The organism is Stenotrophomonas sp. HMSC10F06, from assembly GCF_001807865.1.
Taxonomy (GTDB): domain Bacteria; phylum Pseudomonadota; class Gammaproteobacteria; order Xanthomonadales; family Xanthomonadaceae; genus Stenotrophomonas; species Stenotrophomonas bentonitica_A.
The window spans coordinates 45,366-69,589 of record NZ_KV791297.1 but is presented as its reverse complement, the minus strand read 5'-3'; the positions used below and the strand labels follow the sequence as shown (position 1 = coordinate 69,589).

The window sequence follows — 24,224 nt, the reverse complement described above, 5'->3', positions numbered from 1 at the left end:
CGGGCTCATCGGGGCGCGACGCTGCCAGGCGTCGGCGCGGAAAGGGGAGGTGTCGGCGCGTGGCGTTTGCGCCATTGCTTGAGCACGGCGGTGCGGACCGCCAGCAGCAGCAACCAGCCAAGGAAGACCAGCGCGACGCGGCCGCTGAGCGCGAACACGTCATTGAACGCGCGCACGTTGGCTTCGCGGCGGGTGATCTGGGCCAGCTGCGCGGTGCCCTGCGCGCTGCGCTGCACCGGATCGGTGATCAGCCTGGCGTAAACCTGTTGTTGCTGCTTCAGGCGCTGGGCGACCACGTTGTCGGCCGGATCCAGCTGGCTGACCAGCGCGCCGGAATACACCTGTTCGCGGTGCAGCTGATAGGTGCCCAGCACGGCCGAGCCGGCCAGACCGCCCAGGGTCTGGGTAATGGAGAGCGTGACCAGGAAGGTGATCATGTGGTCCACGCCCTGTTTCAGCGCCTGGGTGATGCCGAGCATGATCAGCGGTCCCATGAACATGCCGGCGCCGACCGAGGCCAGGAACTGGCTGGCGAAAAAGTCGTGGGGACGGTCCTGGCTGGTGCGGCTCTGGTCGAGCAGGGCGGCGCTGCCGAGCAGCAGGATCGCCATCAGCAGCTGCGGGATCAGCCGCTTCGGCCCGAAGGTCAGCGAGCTGGCGGCGATGCCGGTGATCACGCCGGCCAGGATCACCGCGAACAACGGGCGCATCTGGTCCGGGCCCATGCCCAGCGTGCGCATCAGGCCGACCACGCCGTAGGACTGCTCGGTGGTCAGGAAGCGGATCAGGAACGCGCCGATGATGAAGTGGATCACCGGCAGGCTGGCCAGCCACCGCGTCTGCAGCAGCGGATTGCGTCGGTAGTGCTCGATGATGAAAGCGGTGGTGGACAGCGCGATCGAGGCGACCAGCGCCCAGCCCAGCCATGGCGTGTCCAGCCACCAGCGCGTGTAGCCCTGCGCGAGCACCACCACGAGCAAGCCGACCGCGGGGGCAAGCAGGGCAAAGGTGAGGAAGTCCAGCGGCTCGAAGGCCTTGATCTGCGCACCGGGCGGCAGCTTGAGCACCACCACGGCGGCGAACGCGCACAGCGCCAGGCCGGCCTCGAACAGATACAGGTTGTGCCACTGCCCGGTATCGACCAGGCCCGGCGAGACCAGCCAGGCGATCGGCACGGCCAACTGCGCGATACCGACGCCGATCACCAGCAGGTTACCGGTGTATTTGCGCGGCAGCGACTGCAGCATGTACAGCGTGCCCAGGGTGCTGCAGGCCGCGCCGGCGAAGCCGCTGGCCGCGCGCATCAGCACGGTGGTTTCAAAGGTGCCGACAAACAGGTGCAGTACCGCAAGGGCGGCATACAGGCCCAGCCCGATCTCGGCGAACAGGCGGATGCCGTACTGCTGGCGGAACTTGAAGGCGAGCAGGTTGGCGGTGACATTGACCATCGCATAGGCGGCCACCAGCCAGCTGCCCTGCGCCGGGGTCAGCCCGAGCTGGCCCTGCAGGAACGGCAGGTTGGCGCTGACCAGGGCGTTGCCCAGGCCGCCGGTGATGCCGACCAGCAGCGCGACCAGGGCATAGGCGAGGCGGCGGTGCGGCGGATGCCACGGCATCGAAGCCGAGCCCGGCAGGGTCGGTTTTTCGTGCTCCTCCCAGTCCGGAACCGGCTTGAGGTACTGCGGCATCATCCCTCCCCGTCGGCAGGCCCCCGCAATCCGCCACGCAGCAATTGCAGGGCGCGCGTGGCCAGCCGGGCGCGTTCGTCACGCGTCTTGCCACGCAGCGCGGCTCCCAGCATGCCTGAGATGAGTGAAATGTCCGTCGTTTCCAGGTCCGGGCGGCACAGGCCGGCGCCGACCGCGCGGGCGATCGGTTCGCGCAGCAGTTCGTAGATGGTCTCGCGCGCGGCCCGGATCGGTATCTGATCGGGATCCACCGCGCGCCAGTAGTCCGACAGCGCGGGCGACTGGACGATTCGGTTGGCCATGCCTTCGAGCACCTCGAACAGCGCGTCGTCGCGATCGCCCAGGCTCTGTACCTGGCGCGCGATGCGGTTGACGGTGCGCTGGAGCAGCGCCTCGACCAGTGCGGTGCGGTCGGGGAAGTTGCGGTACAGCGTGGCCCGGCCGACCTGGGCACGTTCGACCACCAGGTCCAGCGGTGCGTTCACGCCATGCTGGCCGAACACGGCATCGGCAGCATCGAGGATCTGGGCGCGGCGGGCCGCCGCATCGGCACGTTGGGTAGGCATGTACGCATCATCGGACAGAACTGTCCGGCGCGGAAGGGGGCGTGTCGGGTTCGGCGCGTCCTGGTTGGCGCGCGCTGGGCAATGTCGATGGCGGGTGAGTTCAGCGCGGCGCAGGCAGGCCGTGGCAGCCGAGGCGGGCTTCGCGGATCGGCAGGTTGATCAGCGCGGCGATCACGGCCAAGCCCATGTCCGCATACCACATCCATAGATAGTTGCCGGTGTGGGCCAGCGCCAGGCCGCCGAGCCACGCCCCGAAGAAGCCGCCCAACTGGTGCGAAAGCAGGGTCAGCCCGAACAACGTACCCAGATACCGCGGGCCGAACAGCTTGCCGACCAGGCCGGCGGTGGGCGGCACCGTGGCCAGCCAGGTGAAGCCGAGCGCGGCGGAGAAGAGGTAGAAGGTCAGCGCGGTCGGCGGCGAGACGAGATAGACGCCGATCATCACGGCGCGGCTGGCGTACATCCAGAACAGCAGGTACTTCATGCGGTAGCGCTGGCCGAGGGCGCCGACGATCAGGCTGCCGGCAACGTTGAACAGCCCGATCAGGGCGATCGACGACGAGGCGACGGTCGGCGATAGGCCGCACAGGGCGATCTCACCGGGCAGGTGGGTCACGAGGAAGGCAATGTGCAGGCCGCAGGTGAAAAAGCCCAGGTGCAGGTACCAGTAGCTGCGGTCGCGGGCGGCGATGCGGAGCTGCGCGCCCAGGCCGTCATCGTCGGCCGCCCCGGCAATGGACGCATGGTCGCCGGCGCGACGCCGAAGCGGCCAGGCCAGGGGCAGCGAGAGCAGGGTGATGACGGCCATGGTGATCATGGCGCGCGCCCAGCCGGCGGTGCCGATGATCCATTGGACCAGCGGCGCGAACACGAACTGGCCCAGCGAGCCGCCCGCATTGATGAGACCGGCGGCGAATGATCGCTTCTCGGCCGGCAGACGGTGGGCAGTGGCGCCGATCAGCACCGAGAAGCTGCCAGCTCCGGCACCGGCGGCCATCAGCAGGCCAAGGGTGAAGGTCATCCCCAGCGGGCTGGTCAGAAGCGGCGCGAGCAGCAGCCCGGCCGCCAGCAGCAGGGCGCCGACGATGAGCACGGGCACTGCGCCGCGCTGGTCGGCAACGGCGCCAAAGACGGGTTGCACCGCGGCCCAGACAAACTGGCCGATGGCCAGCGCAAAGCTGATCTCGACGATGCTGACGCCGGTGCCGCGGTGGATGGGATCGACATACAGGCCGGAGGTCTGGCGTACGCCCATGGTGACCATCAGGATCGCCGAGGCGGCGACCAACAGCCCCCAGTGCATGGAGGGGGCACGCGTGGCGGCGGTGGACGTACTCATGCGTCGGCTCCGGCAGGCAGGGCGTGGGCGAACGGCACGCTCGGTGTGCACGTTGCCACAGTGTGCGGGCAGGGCAAAGCACGCCGATGGCCGCGCACAAAAAAGGGGGCCTTTCGGCCCCCTCGGGTAACACAACCACCCAATGAATCGATCAGAAGTACGCGCGGATGCCGAACGCGACGCCGCGGCCCGGCAGCGGCGAATAGTCGCGCAGCAGGGAGGTATGCGGGCGGACCTCGCGGTTGGTCAGGTTGCTGCCATCCAGGAAGACTTCGTAGCTGTTGCTGCCGGTACGGTCCCAACGGTAGGCGACGTGCGCGTCGACCAGGGTGTAGCCGTTGCTCGGTTCCTCGTTCTGGGCCACGTCCTTCTGGCTGCTGTAACGCACGGCACCGACCGACGCACGCCAGCCGTCACGCGACCAGCGCAGGTCCGCGCCCACGCGGCCCGGGGCGATCCGCGGCAGGTAACCCGTGTTGGCCAGCTCCACGCTGTAATTGTGGTTGTGGTCACCGTGCGGGACGGCGATGTCGACGCTGCGGCTGCCGCTGCCATCCAGTTCGGCTTTCACGTAATCGCCGAACACGCGCAGGTCCCAGTCGCCGCCGTTGCCTTCGAAGAGATGGAACAGGGCTTCGGCTTCGGCACCCTTGAAGGTGGCGTCCTGCTGGGTCCACAGGCGGACCGGCAGCGATTCGACCACGCCGGTGTCGGCCAGGTAGATGAAGTCCTTGAACTTGGTCTGGTAGATCGAGGCGGAGAAGTCGACGCGGTCGCTGTGGGTGTGGATGCCCAGCTCGACGCGCTGGCCGCGCTCGGTCTTCAGGTTGGCATCGCCGATTTCCAGCGAACGGGTGGCGATGTGCGCACCCGCGGCATACAGCTCTTCGTTGGTCGGGGCGCGCTCGGAACTGTCGATGCCGAAGCGCAGATCCACGGCGTCGTTGAGCGTCCAGATGCCGGCCGCGGACAGGTTCGTCGCATCGAACTTGCGCGCGCGGTAGTCGCCGGTCGGGTCCAGCTTCACCTGGTCATGGCGACCGCCGAGTTCGAGCTTGAACGGGCCGAACTGCTTTTCCTGCAGGACGAACAGGCCGATGTTCTTCGTGCCGGTATCCGGAACGAACGCCTCTTCACCCTTGGCACCGAAATCACTGTTGCCGAACTGCAGGCCGAACGCGCCATCCCAGCCGCCGATCTGCTCCTGCACGGCTTCCAGGCGGCCTTCGATGCCCCGGTTGGTGAAGCGGGTGGCCGGGGTGCCGGCCTCCAGCTCCACGTGTTCGTAATCGGTATAGGCCACGCGTGCGTTGATGTTCTTCAGGAACGAGACCGGGTTGTAAATGCCGGCCTTGGTCTCGAAGCGGTTCTGCACCATGTCGATGCGGACGTCATGCTCGTCGCCTTCTTCCTCGTCGCCATGGTCGTGATCATGATCGTGGTCATGACCGTGGTCGTCCTCGGCATGCACGTGCGCACCGTTGGGAATGCCGTAGTTGGTGCGGTAGGTGCTGGCCGAGACGCCGAAGTAGCCGTCATCGCCCAGCCACGTGGCACCGACGCCGCCGGCGCGGGTGCGGACCGAGCTGTTGTCCAGGCGGCCGCGGCGCGGCTCGTCCGAATCGCCTTCCTCGTGGTCGTGGCCGCTGTGGTCTTCCAGGCCATCGATCACGGCATAGCCGGGAATCCGGTAGTCATCGCCATTGCGGACCAGGCCATCGACATGCAGCACGACGTTGCCACTGACACCATCCAGCCGGAACATCCCGCTGCGCTCGTCGTTGACCGAGTTGCCACGCAGTTCGGCGCGGCCGCTGAGCGGACGGTCCGGCAATTCGCGGGCGATGCGGCCATCGACCACGTTCACCGCACCACCGATTGCGCCGCTGCCGAACAGCAGAGTGGCCGGGCCTTTGAGCACTTCGATCTGATCGGCCAGGAACGGTTCGATGCTGGTGGCATGGTCGGCGCTCACGGTGGAGGCATCCATGTTGCCCATGCCATTGGACAGCACCGCCACGCGCGGGCCTTCCTGGCCGCGGATGATCGGGCGGCCGACGCCGGGGCCGAAGAAGGTGCTCTGCACGCCGGGCAGCTTGGCCACGGTGTCGCCAAGGGTGCCGGCCTTCTGCTCGTCCAGGCGCTCACCGGCCAGCACGTCGACCGGGCGGGCCAGCGATTCGGCATCGCCCTGCAGCGGCGAGGCGGTGACCTTCACGGTGGACAGTTCGGTCAGGTGACGGTCGCGGTGGCTGCTGGCGTCATCGGCGGCGAGCGCCAGCGAAGGCAGCATCGCCGCGGCAAGGGCCAGGGAGAGGGCATGGGGTTTGAGCAGGAGGGAGCTGGAGCGCATAGGGCAAGGGCCTTCGGTCAATTGTTACAATATATCAATGGTGGGGCGCGCGAATCCCGTCATGGGACGGGTAGAGGGCAAGTCAGGGGGAGGCAGGGTGCGCGTCGGGATTGATGTTATATTATTCCATAACGCTTCGCAGACCCTGCTGGAAGTCATGCCCCTGTTCGCTCGAGTTCGCCATCTGCTGGATCGTTTCGGTGCCACCGGCTCGCTGCTGTGTGCCGTGCACTGCGCTGTGCTTCCGGTGCTGCTGGCCGCTGCGCCATCGCTGGGCCTGTCCGTGTGGATGAGCGACGATGTGGAGCTGGCCCTGGTCAGCTTCGTGACCCTGCTGGGCCTGTTCAGCCTGGTCTGGGGCTGGCGCCGTCATGGCGCATTGCGCGCGCTGGGCTTCCTGATTCCAGGCCTGAGCGCCCTCTGGGCGGGGCTGTTGTACGACCCGCTGCACCACTCGGCGGTGCCGCATGCGGTGGTGATGACCTTGGGCGGCGTGCTGGTCGGTGTGGCCCATCTGATGAATCTGCGGCTGAACCACGGCCACGTCCATGACGCCAGCTGTGCTCATTGAGAGCGCGCATGGTAGGCTTTCCGATCGTGCGCGGGGGCGCCTGAGAGGGCGGCCCCGCCGAACCCGTGTCAGTACGGGGTAATCAGATTTCGCAGCATTCAGACTAAGGAGTTACGACATGGGTAAGGGTGACCGCAAGACCGCCAAGGGCAAGCGCTTCAATGCCAGCTACGGCAATTCGCGTTCGCACGTCGTGAGCAAGGCGGCCGTGGGCGCAGCTGCGCCGGTTGCCAAGAAGACCGTGACGAAGGCGCCGGCCAAGAAGGCCGTTGCCAAGAAAGCGGTGGCCAAGGCCGGCTGATCCAGCCAGGCGGGTCCATGAAAAACGCGGCGCTTGCGCCGCGTTTTTTTTTGCCTGCGCGCCGGGATCGCCTCAGCGCAGGGCGGGCAGCAGGCGCTCGGGGTTGCCGTCATTGGGTGCGGCCGGAATGCCGAGCAGGCGGGTCAGCAGCGGATACACATCCACGTTGTCGAAGGCAGGCAGCGACTGCCCCTGCTTGAATGCCGGACCGCGCGCGACGAACACCGCGCGCATCGACGGCAGGGCGTTGTCATAGCCGTGCGAACCCCGGTCACCTGGGCCGCGTTTGGCTATCCGCTCCCGGGTCAGGGCATCCCAGCCCTCATGCATCTGGCAGATGATCGGTGGAATGCGCGGGTTGCTGCCGTACTTCCAACGCGTCGGCAGGGTTTCACGCGTCCAGCAATCGTAGTTCGCATGCGCGCCCAGCAGGATCTGCTCGGCTTGGGCCTGCTTGCCTGGCAAGGGCGCGAACCCGATCGACTGCCCTACCGAAATGTCGCGGGCAATCGTCGGATCGATCATGTCTTCGGTCGCCACCACGTGGCCAGCCGGTACGCTGGCCATCCCGTGATCGGACACCAGGATCACGTTGGTGGTGTCGGCCAGTCCATCGGCCTGCAGACCATCGAGCAGGCGACCCAGCGCGCTGTCGGCCAATGCCACCGCGGCGGCGTACGCCGGAGATTCCGGGCCGTGATTGTGGCCGGCCTTGTCGACCTGCTCCATGTACAACGTGACCAGGCGCGGCGCCTGCGGGCCCTGCTGGCCCAGCCAGCCCAGCACCTGGTCAACGCGATCGGGCAGGGCCACGGCTTCATCGTAACCATGCAGCTGGCTGGGGCGGATGCCTTGGATCGCGGCTTCGCTGCCAGGCCAGGACCACACGGCAGTACGTAGGCCGGCCTTTTCCGCACCGACCCAGATCGGCTCACCGCCCCACCAGCGCGAGTCGGCCACCGAATCGCGCATGTGCAGCTGGAACTGGCCCAGTCCGTCCTCGTGCATGCTGTTGTGGATGATGCCGTGGTGATCCGGGCGCAGTCCGGTCACGATCGTGTAGTGATTGGGAAAGGTCAGTGCCGGATACGACGGTGTCATCCATTGCGCCCGCACACCCTCGTGGACAAGCCGGCTGATGTTCGGGGTGATGCCCCGATCGAGCATGTCCGCCCGCAGGCCATCGATGGAGATCAACAGCACTTTCTGCTGCGCGGCCGGGACACTCGGCGCTGCGCTGGCGACAGGCGCGACAGGCGGGGTGGATGATGTCGTGGCGCAGGCGGCCAACGAAAGAGCGGCGGCAAGCGCCATGGAAAGGCGAGCGGAAATCATCGCGCCATGATAGTGCGTGGCGGTGACGCGTCGAAGACAACCAATGGCACACGCCACGCATGACGCATGACCTGCAGCTACGCGAACAATGAATCGCGCCGGGCTTCCAACTGCAGCAGGGCCGCCTTGGTGGCCAGCCCGCCGCCGAATCCGGTGAGTGCCCCGCTGCTGCCGATCACGCGGTGGCAGGGCAGCACGATCGGCAGCGGATTGCGGCCATTTGCGGCACCGACCGCGCGGCTGGCGGTGGGGTGGTTGATGTGCCGTGCCAGTTCGACGTAGCTCCAGGTCTGGCCGAAGGGGATATCGGCCAGCGCTTTCCACACGCGCAGCTGGAACGGCGTTCCGTGCGGGGCGAGCGGCAGATCGAAGCGCATGCGTTCGCCGCGCAGGTACTCCAGCAGCTGCCCGCGTGCGCCGCGCAACGCATGGGCGTCGCGCTGCCAGTGCTCGCGGCCTTTGGCGTCGTAACGGTTGTTCTCGAACAGGATGTGGTGGATGCCCTGGCTGTCGCCGGCCACGGTGAGGGCGCCGATCGGGCTGTCGAAGGTGTCGTAGAGCAGGGTCATGAGGGAACTCCCGGAGCAGGGGTGGCCATGTGCCACAGGTGCAGAACGGCGTAGGCGCGCCAGGGGCGCCACGATTGCGAACGTGCCTCGGTGGCGCGCTCGCTCAAGCGCGTGCCATCGCCGAGCACCTGTTGGAGGACCAGATCGCCGGCGGGAAACGCATCGGGCAGGGCCAAGGCGCGCAGCGCGATGTAATGCGCGGTCCATGGGCCGATCCCGGGCAGGGCGACGCAGCGTTCGACGAAGCCGGCCAACGACTGGCCGGCGCCAAAATCGAGCCGGCCCTCGACCACCGCTTGGGCGACACCGCGCACGGTGGCGGCCCGGGTACGCGGCAGGCCGATCGTTTCCAGCGGCGCCTGGGCCAGCACCGCGGGCGAGGGGAACTGGCGATCCAGTCCTGCCGGCATGCCTTCCAGGGTGGCCCCGAAGCGGTCCACCACGCGGCGTGCCAGCGTCGCGGCGGCGGCCACGCTGACCTGCTGGCCGAGCACGGCGCGCACGGCCACTTCAAAGCCATCCCAACCGCCAGGCACGCGCAGCCCCGGGCGCTGCGCGATGCCCGCAGCGAGCAGCGGCTCCTGCATCAGCGTGGCGTGCACCCTGAGCAGATCCGCGTCCAGATCGAAGATGCGCCGCACGCGCCGGACGATGCCCGGAATCGCGCGCGGATCGACCTGGCCCAGCCGCAGCAGAAGTTCGGGGCGCCGTGGATCGTCGGTCACGCTCAGCAGTGAGGGACGCTCGGGCGGCCCGATCACGCGCTGGTAGCTGTCCGTGCCGATCTGCTCGATGCCGGGAATCGCGCGGCGGCGCAGGAAACCGAGCATCGCGGTGAAATCGAGCGGCGGCCGATAGCCCAGGCGCAGCGTGAGCGCGCCGTCGGTCAGCGCGCCACGCTGGCGGCGGATCGCGGTCGGGGGCATGCCGCAGCCATCCAGGAAGGCCGCGTTGAACCGGCGCAGGCTGTTGTAGCCCGAGGCCATCGCGACATCGGTCACGGGGAGCGCGGTTTCGGTCAGCAATTGCTTGGCCAGCAGCAGCCGCCGCGTGGCGTGGATCTGCGCTGGTGCCGCGCCGAGGCGGGCGACGAACAGGCGCTGCAGCTGGCGGGCACTCAGGCCGACGTGCGCGGCCAGATCGGCGACCGGCTGATCCTGCAGATAACCCTCATGGATCAGCGCCAACGCGCGCTGCAGGGTTTCATTGTCCAGCGCGTCCTGGGCCTCGGGCGCCAGCTCGGGACGGCAGCGCAGGCAGGGGCGGTAACCGGCTGCCGCTGCGGCGGCCGCGGTCGGGTAGTAGGTGACATTGGAGGGCTTCGGCGCCGGTGCCGGGCAGACCGGACGGCAGTAGATGCCGGTACTGCGCACGGCGGTGAAGAACACCCCGTCAAAGCGCGCGTCGCGGGCCAGGCGGGCACGTTCGCAGGCGGTGTGGTCCAGGGGCAGGGCGGTCTCCATGGGGGCCAGTCTATGCCCGCAGCCCAGGCCCGGCTCGCCATTTTCGGACAGCAATGCCACGCCGGGGTCGCCCGGTTCAGGGCAGGTTGCCGCGATGCGCCGGCCGCGCACTAGACTGTGCGTGCGCGCTCATTTTGCCGCGCATTCCCCCCTTGCAAGGATTCCGGGTTGTCCATGTTGCTCAAGTCGTGGTGGTTGCCGTTGTTGTACCTGGGCCTGGCCGGTTGCAGCCAGCTGGAGAACCCGGGCAATGTCACCGCCGCCGACAAGGCCGTGCGGGCGCAGACGGCCGATGGCGATCACATGGTGTCCATCAATGCAGCCGATGCGCCGCCACCGCCGCCGCCCGCGCCCGAGCGGGGCGACCTGAGCTGGCCGCAGGCCGCGCTGGAAAACGGCAAGGCGTGGATCAGCTGCGATACCGACTACGCCGGTGACGCCGGCGATGGCGCCCCGCTGGAGGCGCTGGACCGGGCCAGCATCGAGGCCGCGCTGCAGCCCTGCGCCGAGCGCGGCCTGCTGCGCGTGCGCTATGTGGGCAAGATCAATCCGGGCTTCTCCGAGCTGGTCGCCCGGCTGGCGGTGGTCGCCGATGCGCAGCGGATTTCGCGGCGCATCCTGGACCTGGATTCCAGTGGTGGCCAGGTCGAAGCCGCCATCGTGGCCGGCGACCGCATCGGTGAATCCAACTGGACGATCTGGGTGCGCGAAGGCTCGGTCTGCCACAGTGCCTGCGTGTTCGTGCTCGCCGCCGGCGATAACCGGCTGGTCTCGGGCAAGGTCGGCATCCATCGCATGATGCGGATCAGTTCCAAGGCGACCTCGCGCGCTGAACTCAACCGCGAACTCCACGAGGTCTATGACAACGTGAAGGATTACCTGCAGCGCAACGGCGTGGCGGTGGGCGTGGCCGACCTGATGATGACCGTGCCCAACCGCAGCCTGCGCCTGTTGACCGCCGAGGAGCTGCGTCAGTTCGGGCTGGACGGCACCAACGCCGTGCAGGACGATCTGGAGCGGATCAAGCAGATGCGCAAATGCGGCGATGCGTTCGTGCGCCGCAAGGATGCCTTCCTGGTCGCCTTCGATCAGGAGTGCAAGCGCGAGGGCAGCGAGCTGGAGGCCGTCAACAGCTGCGGGCAGGCGCTTAAGCAGCGCTTCGGTTTCCCCGACGAGACGTGTCCGGACGAGAGTCCGCTGTCGGAAATCGATGTCTCCACTCTGCTGCCGACCACCGTGGCCCCGGACCAGCCGGAGACCGCCGAGCGGACCCTCGGTGACGCCCGTCCGGCATCGGGCGAGGCCGCCGAACGCAACTGACGGAGGACTCACGTGCTTCCCGTAGACTGGGCCCGTTCCTTCCAGCCAACGGTGTCCTGATGCGTGTTCCGCTGCTGCTGTTGTCCGCTCTGCTGCCTTTCGCCACGCTGGCCCAGGCGCCACCACCGGCCACCCCTGCACCCGCGCCGGCACGCCCCGCGCCTGCGGCTGCGCCCGGAGCGCGTCCGGCACTGAGCCCGGCGCAGCAGGCGCAGGTGCAGAAGCAGGATGCGGAAATGACCGCCGCCGCGTTGCAGGTGGCCAAGCTGGTCGATGCCAACCGCGCCGGCGAGGCGTGGAAAGGCGCTTCGGCCGTGGCGAAGAAGTCGGTGACCGAGCAGGCGTTCGTCAGCCAGCTCACCGCTGATCGCCAACGTCTTGGCGCACTGGCCTCGCGCGGCCAACCGGTGGTGACCCGGGTCAAGTACGCCGCCGGGGCAACCGTTCCCGAAGGGCTCTACATCAACGTCAGTTTCCCCACACGCTTTGCCAACAGTGCCCAGCCGGTGCGCGAACTGGTCTCCTTCCGGTTCGACGAAGACCGCATCTGGCGCCTGGCCGGTTACAGCGTGCGTGCCGCCACCCCCTGATTGCCGGAGCCTGCGCAGATGAGTATCGAGATCCAGATGCTGGTGTGGTCGATGGTGCTCGGCCTGGTGCACGTGTTCGCGCCCTCCACGCTGATCACCCGCGAGCGCGGCATCGGCTGGAACGCCTCCGCGCGCGATCAGCCGATGCCACCGCCAGGCCCGCTGGCCGGCCGCCTGCAGCGCGCGCAGAGCAACTTCATGGAAACCTTCCCGTTCTTCGCGGCCGCGGTGCTGGCGGTGGTGCTGACCCAGCGCCAGGATGGGATGACCGCCGTGGCCGTGCAGCTGTATTTCTGGGCGCGCCTGATCTACCTGCCGCTGTACGCCGCCGGCGTGCCTTATGTGCGCAGCCTGGTGTGGCTGGTCTCGCTGCTTGGCATCGTGATGCTGCTGTGGGCGTTGCTGTGAACCGGTGCTGGCGCGCCTGATCCAGATCAAGGACGGCGCCGACGCCGCGGCGCTAAGCTGCACCTGACACGTAACGGCAGGATGGGATCATGCAGTCTGTGGATGTGGTGGTGGTGGGTGCCGGCCCGACCGGGCTGTGCTTCGCACGCGCGCTGGCCGATACCGGCCTGAGCGTGACGCTGATCGAACAGCAGCCGCGCGCTGCGCTGGCCGATCCGGCCTTTGATGGCCGCGAGATCGCGCTGACCCACGCCTCGCGCCAGATCCTGGAATCGTTGGGCCTGTGGGAGCGGCTGGACCCGGCCGAGATTTCCCCGCTGCGCGATGCCAAGGTGATGGACGGCGGCTCGCCGTTCGCGCTGACCTTCGCTGCGCACGAGCGTACCGGCGATGACCTGGGCTGGCTGGTGCCCAATCATCTGATCCGCCGCGCCGCGTGGCAGAGCGTGCAGGCCCAGGCCGGGCTGGACATCGTGGACCAGGCCAACGTGACGGCCGTCGCCCCCGGCCCCACCCACAGCACGGTCACCCTGGCCGATGGCCGCCAATTGGCCGCGCGCCTGGTGGTCGCTGCGGACAGCCGCTTCTCCGCGACCCGGCGCCTGCTGGGGATCGGGGCGCAGATGCGCGACTTCGGCAAATCGATGCTGGTGTGCCGGATGCAGATCGAGGTGCCGCACCGGCACACGGCCTGGGAGTGGTTCGGCTATGGCCGCACGATGGCGCTGCTGCCGCTCAACGGCGACCAGGCCTCGGCGGTGATCACCCTGCCGCCGCGCCAGATCGCAGGCTTGATCGCCCAGGACGAAGGCGACTTCGGCCGCAGCATCAGCGCGTTCTTCGAGCATCGACTGGGCGCGATGCGGCCGCTGGCCACGCCGGTCGCGTATCCGCTGGTGGGCGTTTACGCGCACGCGTTTGCCGGCGATCGCTGCGCGTTGATCGGCGATGCCGCGGTCGGCATGCATCCGGTGACGGCCCATGGCTTCAATCTGGGCCTGCGGAGCCAGCATCGGCTGGCCGGGATCGTGCGCAGGGCGGCGGGGCAGGGGCGCGACATCGCCGCGCCGTCCGGGCTGGCCGCGTACGAGCGCGGCCACCGGTTGGCCTCCCGGCCGCTCTACGAGGCGACCAATGCGATCGCCTCGCTGTATACCAATGACCGCCTGCCGGCGCGGCTCCTGCGCCGGGCCGGGCTGCGGCTGGCGCACGGCGTGGCCCCGTTCCGCCAGTTGATCGCCGCCCACCTCACCGGTAGGTGACGACCGTTGGTCGTCACACAGGGTCAGGGCGCGTCGCTGTCGGCGATCACGTGGATGACGGTGTCGGCGAACTGCACCTGCTGGCCCGCGCGGATCTTGCAGGCCTTGCGCAGCTCCACTTCACCATCCACCAGGACCTGGCCGTCGCCGATCACGGTCTTGGCTTCGCCCCCGCTGGTGACCAGGTCGGCCAGCTTGAGCAGCTGCTTGAGCTCGACGTAGTCGCGGTCCAGTTCAAATTCGAGGGTCTGCATGAAAACGGGTATCCTGGGAAGGGGCGCGGGCGTTGGGCCCGGCCGGGAGAGGGCGCGTATTGTGCGCCAGCACGCGGCAGAACGGCATCCACGTGGCAATCTGTACGCGTTGTTCAGGAACGATGCGGTATCATCGCCCCCTGAGTGAGTGAATTCTCCTCCGACCGAGCAGCGCCAGGGCACGCGATAAGAAAGGGCGCCCAAAGCGCGGACCATCCCCCTTTTTTATCTCACTGCCGCGTAAAACGGCGGTGTTTCGGAGTTCCCCATGTCCCAAGATTCCACCACGCCGCTGCGGTTTGCAGATCTCGGCCTGTCCGACGCTGTCATGCAGGCCGTCGCCACCGTCGGTTACGAAACCCCCTCGCCGATCCAGGCCGCCACCATTCCGGCGATGCTGGAAGGCCGTGACGTGCTGGGCCAGGCCCAGACCGGTACCGGCAAGACCGCCGCCTTCGCACTGCCGGTGCTGTCCAACCTCGATTTCAACCAGACCAAGCCGCAGGTGCTGGTGCTGGCACCGACCCGCGAACTGGCCATCCAGGTCGCCGAGGCGTTCCAGACCTATTCCTCCGGCATTCCGGGCTTCCGCGTGCTGCCGGTGTACGGCGGCCAGCCGTATGGCCAGCAGCTGCAGGCCCTGCGCCGTGGCGTGCACGTCATCGTCGGTACCCCGGGCCGTGTGATCGATCACCTCGAGCGCGGCACCCTGGACCTGTCCGAGCTGAAGACGCTGGTGCTGGACGAAGCCGATGAAATGCTGCGCATGGGCTTCATCGACGACGTCGAAGCCGTGCTGAAGAAGCTGCCGGAGACCCGCCAGGTCGCCCTGTTCTCGGCCACCATGCCGTCGCAGATCCGCCGCATCGCGCAGACCTACCTGAAGAACCCGGCTGAAGTCACCATCGTCAGCAAGACGACGACCTCGGCCAACATCCGCCAGCGCTACTGGTGGGTGAGCGGCATGCACAAGCTGGACGCGCTGACCCGCATCCTGGAAGTGGAACCCTTCGACGCGATGATCATCTTCTCGCGTACCAAGGCGGCCACCGAAGAGCTGGCCGAGAAGCTGCAGGCACGTGGCCTGGCCGCGGCCGCCATCAACGGCGACATGCAGCAGGCCCAGCGCGAACGCACCATCGGCATGCTCAAGGAAGGCAAGCTGGACATCCTGGTGGCCACCGACGTGGCTGCCCGTGGCCTGGACGTGGAGCGCATCAGCCACGTGCTGAACTACGACATCCCGTACGACACCGAAAGCTATGTGCACCGCATCGGCCGTACCGGTCGTGCCGGCCGCACCGGTGACGCGATCCTGTTCGCCACCCCGCGCGAAAAGGGCATGCTGCGTGCGATCGAGCGCGCCACCCGCCAGCCGATCGAAGAAATGCAGCTGCCGAGCGTGGATGCGGTCAACGATACCCGCATCACCAAGTTCATGAGCCGCATCAGCGATGTCCTGGATGCCGGTGGTACCGAGTTCTACCGCGACCTGCTGCAGAAGCTGGAAGGCGAGAAGAACGTGCCGGCGATCGACATCGCCGCCGCGCTGGCCAAGCTGCTGCAGGGCGATTCGCCGTTCCTGCTGACCCCGCCGGTGCGTGGTGCCCGTGAAGAGCGTGCGCCGCACCAGCGCAACGAGCGCAGCAACGACCGTGGCGAGCGCCCGGCCCGTTTCGAGCCGCGCTTCGAGCGTGGCCCGCGTCGTGAAGACGACCGCGGCCCGCGCCCGCCGCGTCCGGAAGGCGACTTCGGCAACAGCGAAGGCGGCTTCGAGCGCGCCCCGCGCCGTGACATCGCCCCGCGCGGTGCCGCCGAGCCGGGCATGGAAACCTTCCGCATCGAAGTGGGCCACGTGCACGGCGTGAAGCCGGGCAACATCGTCGGCGCGATCGCCAACGAAGCCGGGCTGGAAAGCCGCTTCATCGGCCGCATCGACATCCACGACGACTTCTCGGTGCTGGACCTGCCGGCCGAAATGCCGCAGGACCTGCTGACCCACCTGAAGAAGGTGTGGGTCTCGGGCCAGCAGCTTCAGATGCGCAAGGTCGAGCCGGGTGAAGACCTGACCCCGTCGCCGCGTCCGGCGTTCAAGCCGAAGTTCGGCCAGGGCAAGCCGCGTGGTCCGGGTGGCCCGCGCAGCGGTCCCGGCGGCAACGACCGTCCGCCGCGCCGTGATGGCTTCAAGCCGCGCGGTCCGCGCAACTTCTGATCCCCCTCGGGTGATCGACGCGACGCCAGCCTCCGGGCTGGCGTCGTCGTTTCCGGCCCCCGCGTCCCTGGCTGCCGGTTTCGCGCCGTCTCAACAACACTGGCCCTAGCCTGCGGGTTGGACCATGCTCCAATGGAATGAGTTTCCACATCCGCAGCCCCGGGGGGGATCGGCGATGTATGGAGGTCGCAGGGAGAGTGGCGGCACCGCGATACCGTATTCCATGCGGGGCCTGACCCTGCGCTTCGTGCTGTTGACCGGCATGGCCATCGGCCTGGTCGGCATTTCCGCCCTGATCCAGGAGCTGCAGGCGGCCTCCACCGCATGGATCATGGGCCAGAGCCACTGGTCGCGCGGCCAGCAACAGGCCACCCACGCGCTGTCGCGGTACATCACCTCGGCCGATCCGGCCGATCTTGCGCTGACCCGGCAGGCGCTGCGGGTGCCGCTGGGCGACCTCATCGCCCGCCGTGCACTGGAACAGGCCGCCCCGGACATCGCCGCCGCACGCCGGGGCTTCATCGAAGGCGGCAACGCCCGCGGCGACATCAACCGGTTGATCCTGTCGTATCGCTACCTGCGCGATCAGCCGTATTTCCGCGACGCGGTGCGCCTGTGGCGCGACACCGACGACGATCTGCTGCAGCTGGTGGCCATCACCGACCGGGTCCAGGCCGGACATGCCGCCGGCAGCCTGACCCCGGCGGTACAGCAGGCACTGCTGCGCCGGGTGCAGGCGCTGGACGTGGACATGCAGAACCAGGCGCGGGCGTTCTCCAGCGCGTTGCTGCATACCGCGGCGATGGTGCGCATGACCACCTTCATCGTCGGGGGGCTGTCGGTGCTGGCGATCACGCTGATCGCGGTGCTGCTCGCGCGGCGTGTGCGCAACGACCTGACCGAGCAGGAAAGCCGGTTCCGCGCGGCGTTCTACCAGGCCACGGTCGGCATGCTCAAGCTCGACGAGGAGGGCGGCATCATGGAGACCAACCAGGCCATGGCCGATATCCTCGACCATCGCCGTGAGGCGCTGCTCAGCCTGTCGCTGGCCGATCTGCTGGTGGAGGGGGAGCTGGTCTTGGACGAGCGCGGCCGGATCGACTGGCCACGCCAGCTGCGCCCGGGCGAGCTGCGCTTCCTGCGCGCCGATGGCAGCCTGATGTGGGGGCGCTGGAGCGGGACGGTGGTGCATACCCGGGGGCGCGCGCCGGCGGTGTTCGCGCTGGTGGAGGATGTCTCGCAGAACCATGCGCTGGCGCGGGAAGTGGAACACCACGCCAGTCATGACCCGCTGACCGGGCTGATCAACCGCCGCGAGATCGAGCGGCTGCTCGATCAGGCGCTGGTGGCGGTACGCGCCGAGGGCGGGATCCACTCGCTGTGCTACATCGATCTGGATTACTTCAAGCTGGTCAACGACGGGCTCGGCCATGCCGCGGGCGACCAGCTGCTGCGCAGTTTCGCCGATTACCTGGTCGGCGCCGTGCGCGATGGCGACTGGGTGGGCCGCCTGGGCGGGGACGAGTTTGCCCTGTTCCTGGCCAACGCCGGCCAGGACGAGGCCAAGCAGGTGCTGCAACGGGTGATCCGCACGCTGGGCCAGGTCAGCCTGCATCACGGCGACGGCGCCCCCCGGGTGAGCTGCAGCGTCGGCGTGGTGGAAGTGACTGCCGAGGTACCGGATGTGAACTGGCTGATGAGCGCGGCCGACAGCGCCTGCTATGCCGCCAAGGAGGCCGGTCGCAACCGTGTGCATTGCTACAACGAAAGCCGCATGGCGCTGGACGAACGTCGGCGCGAAGCCGAGCGCTTGGCCAATGTCTCCAGCGCGATGGCCGAGAACCGCATGCTGCTGTATGCCCAGCGCATCGAGCGGGTCGGCGATCCGGAGTTCCTGCACTACGAAGTGCTGGTGCGCATGCGCAGCCCGGAGGGTGCCCTGCAGGGGCCGGCCGAGTTCATGGGCGCGGTGGAACGTTACGGCATGGGCATGGCGCTGGACCGGCACGTGTTGTCGCTGCTGTTCCGGCATCTGCAGGTGTGCCCGAGCCACGTGCAGCAACTGGGCCTGTGCAACGTCAACGTGTCGGCGCAGTCGATCGCCGAGCCCAGCTTCCTGGCCTTCGTCACCGATCTGCTGGAACGCAACCGCGGCCTGGCCCGCAAGCTCTGCTTTGAAATCACCGAAACCGCCGCGGTCAGCAACCTGGCCCAGGCGCGTGCCTTCATCGACGCGGTCAAGGCGCGCGGCTGCCGCATGGCGCTGGATGATTTCGGCTCGGGGTTGTCCTCGTTCGGCTATCTGCGCCAGTTGCCGGCAGACATGCTCAAGATCGATGGCGTGTTCGTGCGCGACATGAACGTGGATCCGGTCAACCGCGCCGCCGTGCGCGCGATCACCGAGGTGGGCCGCGAGCTGCACATGATGGTCGTCGCCGAGTGGGTCGAATCGGCGGTGGTGGCCGACCAGCTGGCGCAGATGGGCGTGGAGGGGTTGCAGGGGTATGCGATCTAGCGCCCGATCCCGCTGGAGCGGATGACCCAGCTGGCGATACGGCCGGTGCGCGCGGGCCTGTCCTCCGACGCCTGGCGGGGCATGCCATGATGCGATAATCGCCGCCGACGGTTCCGGACACGGTGTGCGCGGACGAACACGGGCGGGCAGGACGCAGGTGTGAGCAACGGGGGCGGTGACTCAATCGGGTGGATGGCGTTCGCGCTGGTGCTGCTGTGGCTGTTGCCCTGTAGCCTGCAGGCGGCGCCGCGCGTGGGGCAGGACTTCCTGTTGCTGGGCGGGGCCACCGATGAGGTGACGCCGCAGCGCGCCTGCGCGCCGGATGTACTGGCACGCCACCAGGAAGTGCTCTCGATCCCGGCGCCCGCCGCCGGCTGGTCGGGCAAGCCACAGGCCGTGGACGTATTCGGGGTCCTCACCGGCGAGGTCCGCATCAGCCATGGCGACCGCGAGATCTGCGGCAGCATGCACGATGCCCGCACGCGCGATTCGCGCTTCCGGGCCGGGGTCGGGTTGGTGGTGGTGCCCAAGGCCGGCGATCACGAGCCGATCGTGGTGTCCTGGACCCGGCCGCTGAAGCCGCGCTGGGTACCGACCATCCAGCTTGGCGCGCCCAGTCCGGTGCAGCAGAACGACACCGCCCGGCTGCTGGTGCGCGCAGCCTGCATCGCCGTGGCGATCGCCCTGGCGCTGTCTGCGCTGATGGGCTGGGCCACCACCCGCGACCGGTCTTTCCTGGTGTATGTCGGCGCCTGCATTGTGTTCGTGCTCTGGCAGGCGGTGCTTGGCGGGCTGAGCGGCTATCCCGAGCCGTGGTTGCCGGTGCACGACCGCGCCTCCTGGTGGCTGATCGCACTCACCGCGTTCAGCCAGGCCTTGCTGCTGCCGATCCTGTGGCGCCTCACCGGCGGTGACCGGCGCTGGCCGCGCTCGCGTCCGGCACAGCACCTCGTGCTGTGGGGCCTGATCGCGCTCGGGCTGAGCGTGCCGCTCTGGGGGCTGGACGGGCTGAGCGCCGGGGCGGCAGCGCTGGAAGGCAGTTTCCTGGTCGTCTGCACGCTGTGCCTCGGTGCGGGCCTGTGGGGGCTGTGGCGGGGCGATGCGCATGCGCTGCCGGGGCTGGCCGCGCTGGCCCCCTGGTGGATCATGATCGGGGCCGACGCGCTGGACGCGCGCTGGCTGGTGGCCTATCGGATCGAAGCGCTGCAGTTGTCGGCCACCTGGTTCTTGATGATGGCCGCCTACGCCCTGAATCTCCGGCTGGGCAGGCTGCGCCGCCAGCGCGATGAAATGCGCCAGCTGGCCGACACCGACGTGCTCACCGGCCTGCCCAACCGTCGCGCCGGCCTGCGGCTGCTCGCGCAGTACCTGGAACGGGCGCGCCAGCAGCCGCATGCGCTGGCGATCGGCTTCCTGGACATCGATCTGTTCAAGGACATCAACGACCAGTTCGGGCATGAGGTGGGCGACCAGGTGCTGGTCGCGGTGGCGCGCGCGCTGCGCGGCTCGGTGCGCAACCATGACGATGTGATCCGGATGGGCGGTGAGGAATTCCTGGTGCTGCTGCCCGGTGCCGGCCATGCTGCGGCCGTGGCCCGGCTGGAGACGGTCCGTCAGCAGGTGGCGGCGGTGACCCAGACGCTGGGCATCCCGGGCCTGACCGTCTCGGCCAGCATCGGCCTGGCGGTACTCCAGCCGGGCAGCGACGATCTGGCCGGGTTGCTGCGCCGGGCCGACCACGCCATGTACTGCGCCAAGCGCAACGGCCGCAACCAGATCCACGACGGCGAACGCACCACGACCGCCGGCGATCCATTGCCGGCCTGAACCACCGGCACGCGGAAAAACGCAGCGGCGGCCACCTTTTGCCCGATAATGGGCCGATGACAACCCGACTCAACAAGCATATCGCCGATACCGGCTTCTGTTCCCGCCGCGAAGCCGACCGCCTGATCGGCGAGCGCCGCGTCACCGTCAACGGCCATCCGGCCGGTACCGGTGCGGTGGTGGGCGAACAGGACGTGGTGCTGGTCGACGGCCAGCCGCTGCGCGCCCGTGAAGCGAAGAAGGCCGGTGGCCGCAAGCACGTCTACATCGCGCTGAACAAGCCGGTGGGCATCACCTGCACCACCGAAAGCTCGGTCAAGGGCAACATCGTGGAGTTCGTCGGCCACGAGCAGCGCATCTTCCCGATCGGCCGCCTGGACAAGGATTCCGAAGGTCTGATTCTGCTCACCAGCAACGGCAACATCGTCAATCAGATCCTGCGCGCCGAAAATGGCCACCAGAAGGAATACATGGTCGCGGTCAACAAGGCCGTCACCGATGAGTTCCTGCGTGGCATGGCCCGCGGCGTGCGCATCCGTGACGAAGTCACATTGCCGTGCCGGACCAGCAAGCTGGCCAAGTTCGGGTTCCGGATCACCCTGCAGCAGGGCCTGAACCGCCAGATCCGCCTGATGGCGGCTGCGTTCGGCTTCCGGGTCACCCAGCTGCGCCGCGTGCGCATCGACAACATCAAACTCGGGGCGCTCAAGCCGGGCCAGTGGCGCAACCTCACCGACGCCGAGCTCAAGGGCCTGCTGCCCAAACAGCTGGACTGGTGATGCTGTGCGTCACGTGATGGCGCGATACTCGGGCTAGACTGCGCAGGCACACGCTACTGCCTGCCACGATGATCAAGCCGTCCAAGCCGGACAACGAAGCGCAGCGCCTGCTGGCGCTGCAGCGCTACCAGATCCTGGATTCCCCCCGCGAGCGGTCGTTCGACGATCTGGTCACGATCGCCACGGCGTTGTGCGGCACGCGCATGGGCGCGGTCACCCTGGTCGACCAGGACCGCCAGTGGTTCAAGGCGCGCCAGCTGCTGGAGGCCGCCGAAACCAGTCGCGACATCTCCTTCTGCGGCCACGCCATCCTGCAGCCGGACCAGGTGATGGTGGTCGAGGATGCCCGCAACGATCCGCGCTTCTTCGACAACCCGGTGGTGGTCGATGACCCGCACGTCCGCTTCTACGCCGGTGCGCCGCTGCTGAGCAGCGAGGGGCTGCCACTGGGCACCCTGTGCGTGTTCGATGCGGCGCCCCGGCAGCTCAGCCCGGGCCAGCGCGATGCGTTGTCCGCGTTGTCCCGGCAGGTCTCGCTGGTGATGGAGCTGCGCCGCTACGCGCACGAGATACAGCAGCACATGACCGACCGCGCCTGGTACGAGCAGCGCCTGGCCGAGTACAACGAACTGCTGGAACAGCAGAACGCCGACCTGGCCGAACAGAGCCGCACCGATCCGCTTACCGGCCTGCCGAACCGCCGTGCGATGAGCACTGCGCTGGAAGCGGCGGTGGTGGACGCCGACGGCCAGCCACGCGCCACGGCCGTCGCCCTGCTGGACATCGATCACTTCAAGACCGTCAACGATCTTTACGGCCATGCCACCGGCGATCACGTGCTGGCCGAACTGGCCCGGCTGCTGCGTGCGCATTTCGCCGGGCACGGCCTGGCCGCGCGTTACGGTGGCGAAGAATTCGTAGTGCTGATGCCCGATACGCCGCTGGCCACCGCTGAGTTGCAGTGTGATTTCCTGCGCATGGCGGTGGCCGACCTGCCGTTGGGCCTGCCGTTGACGATCAGTATCGGGGTGGCCGCGCACCGCCATGGCGATGCGATCGAGCAGACCCTGGCACGGGCCGACGCGGCGTTGTACCGGGCCAAGGGCGAGGGCCGCAACCGGGTCCTGCGCGCCGACTGAAGCGCACGGCCTTGTCCGTGGCGTGCCGGGTGTTGGCCGGTACGCGCGCTCAATCGGCGATGTTGCGCGCTTCCGAGGTTGCCAGGATTTCCGGGTGCTGCACCTTCCGACGGCGGTTGAGCAGCGGGTGCAGGAACACCGCCCCGACGATGATCGCCACGCCGGCGTAGAACAGCGGCGTCAGCTCACGCTGCTCGCTGAGCAGCACCATCGCCAGCAGGATCGCGTAGACCGGTTCCAGATTGGTCACCAGCTGGGAGGTGTAGGCGCTGATGTGGCGCAGCGCGACCAGGGCCAGCGCAAACGGCAGCAGCGTGCAGAGACCGGCCAGGGCCAACAGCAGCAGGCCATCGTGCAGGTCCGGGATCACCCACAGGTCGCTGGCCAGCGCTGGCAGCAGGAAGGGCAGCACCGGCGCCAGCAGGGTCAGGGTGAGCGTGCCCGCGCCGAGTTCCAGCGCGGTCACGGTGAGCGGGTCGGCATGGCTGACCAGGCGCTTGTTGAGCGAGCCGAAGACGGCCACCAGCAATGCCGACAGTGCGCCGATGAGCACGCCCAGGCGCATGCCATCGGGAACGCCCCCCACCACCAGTGCGACGCCGGGCAGCACCAGGATGCCGAAGGCCAGCTCGCGGAACTGGAAGGGTCGCTTGGCCACCCACGGTTCGATCACCGCCGTGAACACCGGCGCCAGCGCGATGCAGGTCGCGGCCACCGAGGCATTGGCCAGTTTCACGGCGCCATAGAAGGTGAGCCAATGCAGCGCGACCAGCGCGCCGACGCCGCAGTACCCGGCGACCAATCGCGGCGAGAGTTGCCGCAGCCCGCGCCACACCCGTGGCACCAGCGCCAGCATGGCCACCACCAGCAGCATGCGCCACCACACCAGGGGCAGGGCGGGCAGGGTGATCAGCTTGCCGAGGATGGCGGTGACGCCCCACAGCAGCACACAGAAATGGATTTGCAGCAGGGCTCTGCGGGTATCGGTCATCGGCATCGGCGTATTGTGCGACAAGCCGCGACGTGGCGGACGCCTTCCACGTGATCTTTTCCGGGCCGTGGCATCCTGCGCCCATGACACCTCTGCACAGCGATTCCCTTGCCCCCACAACGCCACCCGCGCTGCGCGCCTGGGCCGGCCTCACCGCCGTGGTCGCAGTGGCCTCGCTGCTGCTGCAGTATCACCTGCTGCTGCGCATCCCCGGCCCGGGTGCAGCGGAGGCGACGCTGCGCTACCTGGGCTACTTCACCATCCTCAGCAACATCGGGGTGGCCGTGGTCTGCGTTGCCCTGGCCTGCGGCCGTCGCACTGGCCTGGCCGCGCCGGTCCCGCGCGTGGCAGTGGCGCTGTTCATCGGCATCACCGGGTTGATCTACGTGATCATCCTGCGTCCGCTGTGGCACCCGCAGGGCGCGCAATGGTGGGCCGATGCCGGCCTGCATTACGCGGTGCCCGTGATGTATCTGCTGGGCTGGCTGGCCGGGCCGCACGGCCGGCTGCCTCGGCGCGGGCTGGCCGGCGTTCTGGCGATTCCGATCGTTTATCTGGGCTGGGCGCTGCTGGTCGGGCGGCTCAGCGGGCAGTACCCGTACCCGTTCCTGGACCTGGGCGCGCTGGGCATCGGCTTGGTCGCGCGCAATGTGCTGGCCGTGGCGGTGGTGTTCATTGTGGCCGGTGCCCTGCTGTGGTGGCTGGATGCGGCGCTCGCGGCGCGCCGCCGGCAGCGGTGAAC

At 68.4% G+C, this 24,224-nt stretch carries 22 protein-coding genes; 13 read left to right on the top strand and 9 right to left on the bottom strand.

Annotated elements, in window-relative coordinates; all coding sequences use genetic code 11:
* Positions 1-5: 5 nt before the first annotated feature.
* The 4 genes from HMPREF3113_RS13465 to HMPREF3113_RS13450 all read right to left on the bottom strand — a co-directional run bounded on the left by HMPREF3113_RS13465 (position 6) and on the right by HMPREF3113_RS13450 (position 5,946).
* Positions 6-1,691, bottom strand: coding sequence for an MFS transporter (locus HMPREF3113_RS13465; RefSeq protein ID WP_019184448.1), 1,686 nt, complete (start codon positions 1,689-1,691; stop codon positions 6-8).
* A complete protein-coding gene (locus tag HMPREF3113_RS13460; RefSeq protein WP_070473340.1) occupies positions 1,688-2,254 on the bottom strand; it encodes a TetR/AcrR family transcriptional regulator in 567 nt (188 codons plus the stop codon). Before HMPREF3113_RS13460 ends, HMPREF3113_RS13465 begins: the two co-directional genes overlap by 4 nt.
* Positions 2,255-2,354: 100 nt before the next feature.
* Positions 2,355-3,593, bottom strand: coding sequence for an MFS transporter (locus HMPREF3113_RS13455; protein WP_070473336.1), 1,239 nt, complete (start codon positions 3,591-3,593; stop codon positions 2,355-2,357).
* 151 nt (positions 3,594-3,744) lie between these two features.
* A complete protein-coding gene (locus HMPREF3113_RS13450; RefSeq protein WP_070473334.1) occupies positions 3,745-5,946 on the bottom strand; it encodes a TonB-dependent receptor in 2,202 nt (733 codons plus the stop codon).
* 157 nt (positions 5,947-6,103) lie between these two features.
* Here HMPREF3113_RS13450 and HMPREF3113_RS13445 point away from each other — a divergent pair, with 157 nt between their 5' ends.
* Both HMPREF3113_RS13445 and HMPREF3113_RS13440 read left to right on the top strand, forming a co-directional pair.
* Positions 6,104-6,517 carry a MerC domain-containing protein gene (locus HMPREF3113_RS13445; RefSeq protein ID WP_070473332.1) on the top strand — a complete coding sequence of 138 codons (414 nt, stop codon included), beginning with the start codon at positions 6,104-6,106 and terminating at the stop codon, positions 6,515-6,517.
* A 118-nt stretch (positions 6,518-6,635) separates the two neighbouring features.
* Positions 6,636-6,818 carry a 30S ribosomal protein THX gene (locus HMPREF3113_RS13440; RefSeq protein ID WP_019184443.1) on the top strand — a complete coding sequence of 61 codons (183 nt, stop codon included), beginning with the start codon at positions 6,636-6,638 and terminating at the stop codon, positions 6,816-6,818.
* Between the two features lie 72 nt (positions 6,819-6,890).
* On the opposite strand, the gene HMPREF3113_RS13435 is transcribed toward HMPREF3113_RS13440, so the two are convergent.
* Entirely contained in the window at positions 6,891-8,015 is a 1,125-nt protein-coding gene (locus tag HMPREF3113_RS13435; RefSeq protein WP_254665298.1) for an alkaline phosphatase family protein, read from the bottom strand.
* Here HMPREF3113_RS13435 and HMPREF3113_RS19000 point away from each other — a divergent pair.
* Complete coding sequence (locus HMPREF3113_RS19000; RefSeq protein ID WP_254427854.1) at positions 8,005-8,163, top strand: hypothetical protein; 159 nt, start codon at positions 8,005-8,007, stop codon at positions 8,161-8,163. The genes HMPREF3113_RS13435 and HMPREF3113_RS19000 overlap by 11 nt on opposite strands.
* 67 nt (positions 8,164-8,230) lie before the next feature.
* On the opposite strand, the gene HMPREF3113_RS13430 is transcribed toward HMPREF3113_RS19000, so the two are convergent.
* Together HMPREF3113_RS13430 and HMPREF3113_RS13425 are read right to left on the bottom strand one after the other, a co-directional pair.
* Positions 8,231-8,722 carry a methylated-DNA--[protein]-cysteine S-methyltransferase gene (locus HMPREF3113_RS13430; RefSeq protein WP_070473328.1) on the bottom strand — a complete coding sequence of 164 codons (492 nt, stop codon included), beginning with the start codon at positions 8,720-8,722 and terminating at the stop codon, positions 8,231-8,233.
* Positions 8,719-10,185 carry a DNA-3-methyladenine glycosylase 2 gene (locus HMPREF3113_RS13425; RefSeq protein ID WP_070473326.1) on the bottom strand — a complete coding sequence of 489 codons (1,467 nt, stop codon included), beginning with the start codon at positions 10,183-10,185 and terminating at the stop codon, positions 8,719-8,721. The genes HMPREF3113_RS13430 and HMPREF3113_RS13425 overlap by 4 nt, the downstream gene beginning before the upstream one ends.
* A 174-nt stretch (positions 10,186-10,359) precedes the next feature.
* Here HMPREF3113_RS13425 and HMPREF3113_RS13420 point away from each other — a divergent pair, with 174 nt between their 5' ends.
* The 4 genes from HMPREF3113_RS13420 (at position 10,360) to ubiM (ending at position 13,765) form a co-directional block, all read left to right on the top strand.
* Positions 10,360-11,505, top strand: coding sequence for a COG3904 family protein (locus HMPREF3113_RS13420; RefSeq protein ID WP_070473324.1), 1,146 nt, complete (start codon positions 10,360-10,362; stop codon positions 11,503-11,505).
* Positions 11,506-11,564: 59 nt separating this feature from the next.
* On the top strand, positions 11,565-12,095 hold the full coding sequence (locus HMPREF3113_RS13415; RefSeq protein WP_070473322.1) for a DUF4019 domain-containing protein: 531 nt from the start codon (positions 11,565-11,567) through the stop codon (positions 12,093-12,095).
* Between the two features lie 18 nt (positions 12,096-12,113).
* Positions 12,114-12,503, top strand: coding sequence for an MAPEG family protein (locus HMPREF3113_RS13410; RefSeq protein WP_019184437.1), 390 nt, complete (start codon positions 12,114-12,116; stop codon positions 12,501-12,503).
* 89 nt (positions 12,504-12,592) lie between these two features.
* Complete coding sequence (gene ubiM / locus HMPREF3113_RS13405; protein WP_070473320.1) at positions 12,593-13,765, top strand: 5-demethoxyubiquinol-8 5-hydroxylase UbiM; 1,173 nt, start codon at positions 12,593-12,595, stop codon at positions 13,763-13,765.
* A 23-nt stretch (positions 13,766-13,788) separates the two neighbouring features.
* On the opposite strand, the gene HMPREF3113_RS13400 is transcribed toward ubiM, so the two are convergent.
* Positions 13,789-14,019, bottom strand: a complete 231-nt coding sequence (locus HMPREF3113_RS13400) for an RNA-binding S4 domain-containing protein (RefSeq protein ID WP_019184435.1) — start codon at positions 14,017-14,019, stop codon at positions 13,789-13,791.
* 268 nt (positions 14,020-14,287) lie between these two features.
* On the opposite strand from HMPREF3113_RS13400, the gene HMPREF3113_RS13395 reads away from it, so the two are divergent.
* The 5 genes from HMPREF3113_RS13395 to HMPREF3113_RS13375 all read left to right on the top strand — a co-directional run bounded on the left by HMPREF3113_RS13395 (position 14,288) and on the right by HMPREF3113_RS13375 (position 22,491).
* Positions 14,288-16,231 carry a DEAD/DEAH box helicase gene (locus tag HMPREF3113_RS13395; protein ID WP_070473318.1) on the top strand — a complete coding sequence of 648 codons (1,944 nt, stop codon included), beginning with the start codon at positions 14,288-14,290 and terminating at the stop codon, positions 16,229-16,231.
* A 223-nt stretch (positions 16,232-16,454) separates the two neighbouring features.
* Entirely contained in the window at positions 16,455-18,746 is a 2,292-nt protein-coding gene (locus tag HMPREF3113_RS13390) for a putative bifunctional diguanylate cyclase/phosphodiesterase (protein WP_254665297.1), read from the top strand.
* Between the two features lie 192 nt (positions 18,747-18,938).
* Positions 18,939-20,573, top strand: a complete 1,635-nt coding sequence (locus HMPREF3113_RS13385; protein WP_070473313.1) for a sensor domain-containing diguanylate cyclase — start codon at positions 18,939-18,941, stop codon at positions 20,571-20,573.
* A gap of 56 nt (positions 20,574-20,629) precedes the next feature.
* Positions 20,630-21,352 carry a pseudouridine synthase gene (locus HMPREF3113_RS13380; protein ID WP_019184431.1) on the top strand — a complete coding sequence of 241 codons (723 nt, stop codon included), beginning with the start codon at positions 20,630-20,632 and terminating at the stop codon, positions 21,350-21,352.
* A gap of 68 nt (positions 21,353-21,420) precedes the next feature.
* Positions 21,421-22,491 (top strand): GGDEF domain-containing protein, encoded by a 1,071-nt coding sequence (locus HMPREF3113_RS13375; RefSeq protein ID WP_019184430.1) that lies wholly within the window; start codon positions 21,421-21,423, stop codon positions 22,489-22,491.
* Between the two features lie 49 nt (positions 22,492-22,540).
* Here HMPREF3113_RS13375 and HMPREF3113_RS13370 read toward each other — a convergent pair whose 3' ends face one another.
* Entirely contained in the window at positions 22,541-23,488 is a 948-nt protein-coding gene (locus tag HMPREF3113_RS13370; RefSeq protein ID WP_019184429.1) for a DMT family transporter, read from the bottom strand.
* Positions 23,489-23,565: 77 nt separating this feature from the next.
* Between HMPREF3113_RS13370 and HMPREF3113_RS13365 the strand changes: the two genes are divergently transcribed.
* Positions 23,566-24,222, top strand: a complete 657-nt coding sequence (locus HMPREF3113_RS13365; protein WP_070473311.1) for a Pr6Pr family membrane protein — start codon at positions 23,566-23,568, stop codon at positions 24,220-24,222.
* The last annotated feature ends 2 nt before the right edge of the window (positions 24,223-24,224 follow it).

What these genes read in the sequence shown, in the direction of transcription:
- HMPREF3113_RS13465 (WP_019184448.1), bottom strand. Translation starts at nt 1,691, where the DNA reads ATGATGCCGCAGTACCTCAAGCCGGTTCCGGACTGGGAGGAGCACGAA.
- HMPREF3113_RS13460 (WP_070473340.1), bottom strand. Translation starts at nt 2,254, where the DNA reads ATGCCTACCCAACGTGCCGATGCGGCGGCCCGCCGCGCCCAGATCCTC.
- HMPREF3113_RS13455 (WP_070473336.1), bottom strand. Translation starts at nt 3,593, where the DNA reads ATGAGTACGTCCACCGCCGCCACGCGTGCCCCCTCCATGCACTGGGGG.
- HMPREF3113_RS13450 (WP_070473334.1), bottom strand. Translation starts at nt 5,946, where the DNA reads ATGCGCTCCAGCTCCCTCCTGCTCAAACCCCATGCCCTCTCCCTGGCC.
- HMPREF3113_RS13445 (WP_070473332.1), top strand. Translation starts at nt 6,104, where the DNA reads ATGCCCCTGTTCGCTCGAGTTCGCCATCTGCTGGATCGTTTCGGTGCC.
- HMPREF3113_RS13440 (WP_019184443.1), top strand. Translation starts at nt 6,636, where the DNA reads ATGGGTAAGGGTGACCGCAAGACCGCCAAGGGCAAGCGCTTCAATGCC.
- HMPREF3113_RS19000 (WP_254427854.1), top strand. Translation starts at nt 8,005, where the DNA reads ATGGAGATCAACAGCACTTTCTGCTGCGCGGCCGGGACACTCGGCGCT.
- HMPREF3113_RS13430 (WP_070473328.1), bottom strand. Translation starts at nt 8,722, where the DNA reads ATGACCCTGCTCTACGACACCTTCGACAGCCCGATCGGCGCCCTCACC.
- HMPREF3113_RS13425 (WP_070473326.1), bottom strand. Translation starts at nt 10,185, where the DNA reads ATGGAGACCGCCCTGCCCCTGGACCACACCGCCTGCGAACGTGCCCGC.
- HMPREF3113_RS13420 (WP_070473324.1), top strand. Translation starts at nt 10,360, where the DNA reads ATGTTGCTCAAGTCGTGGTGGTTGCCGTTGTTGTACCTGGGCCTGGCC.
- HMPREF3113_RS13415 (WP_070473322.1), top strand. Translation starts at nt 11,565, where the DNA reads ATGCGTGTTCCGCTGCTGCTGTTGTCCGCTCTGCTGCCTTTCGCCACG.
- HMPREF3113_RS13410 (WP_019184437.1), top strand. Translation starts at nt 12,114, where the DNA reads ATGAGTATCGAGATCCAGATGCTGGTGTGGTCGATGGTGCTCGGCCTG.
- ubiM (WP_070473320.1), top strand. Translation starts at nt 12,593, where the DNA reads ATGCAGTCTGTGGATGTGGTGGTGGTGGGTGCCGGCCCGACCGGGCTG.
- HMPREF3113_RS13400 (WP_019184435.1), bottom strand. Translation starts at nt 14,019, where the DNA reads ATGCAGACCCTCGAATTTGAACTGGACCGCGACTACGTCGAGCTCAAG.
- HMPREF3113_RS13395 (WP_070473318.1), top strand. Translation starts at nt 14,288, where the DNA reads ATGTCCCAAGATTCCACCACGCCGCTGCGGTTTGCAGATCTCGGCCTG.
- HMPREF3113_RS13390 (WP_254665297.1), top strand. Translation starts at nt 16,455, where the DNA reads ATGCGGGGCCTGACCCTGCGCTTCGTGCTGTTGACCGGCATGGCCATC.
- HMPREF3113_RS13385 (WP_070473313.1), top strand. Translation starts at nt 18,939, where the DNA reads ATGGCGTTCGCGCTGGTGCTGCTGTGGCTGTTGCCCTGTAGCCTGCAG.
- HMPREF3113_RS13380 (WP_019184431.1), top strand. Translation starts at nt 20,630, where the DNA reads ATGACAACCCGACTCAACAAGCATATCGCCGATACCGGCTTCTGTTCC.
- HMPREF3113_RS13375 (WP_019184430.1), top strand. Translation starts at nt 21,421, where the DNA reads ATGATCAAGCCGTCCAAGCCGGACAACGAAGCGCAGCGCCTGCTGGCG.
- HMPREF3113_RS13370 (WP_019184429.1), bottom strand. Translation starts at nt 23,488, where the DNA reads ATGCCGATGACCGATACCCGCAGAGCCCTGCTGCAAATCCATTTCTGT.
- HMPREF3113_RS13365 (WP_070473311.1), top strand. Translation starts at nt 23,566, where the DNA reads ATGACACCTCTGCACAGCGATTCCCTTGCCCCCACAACGCCACCCGCG.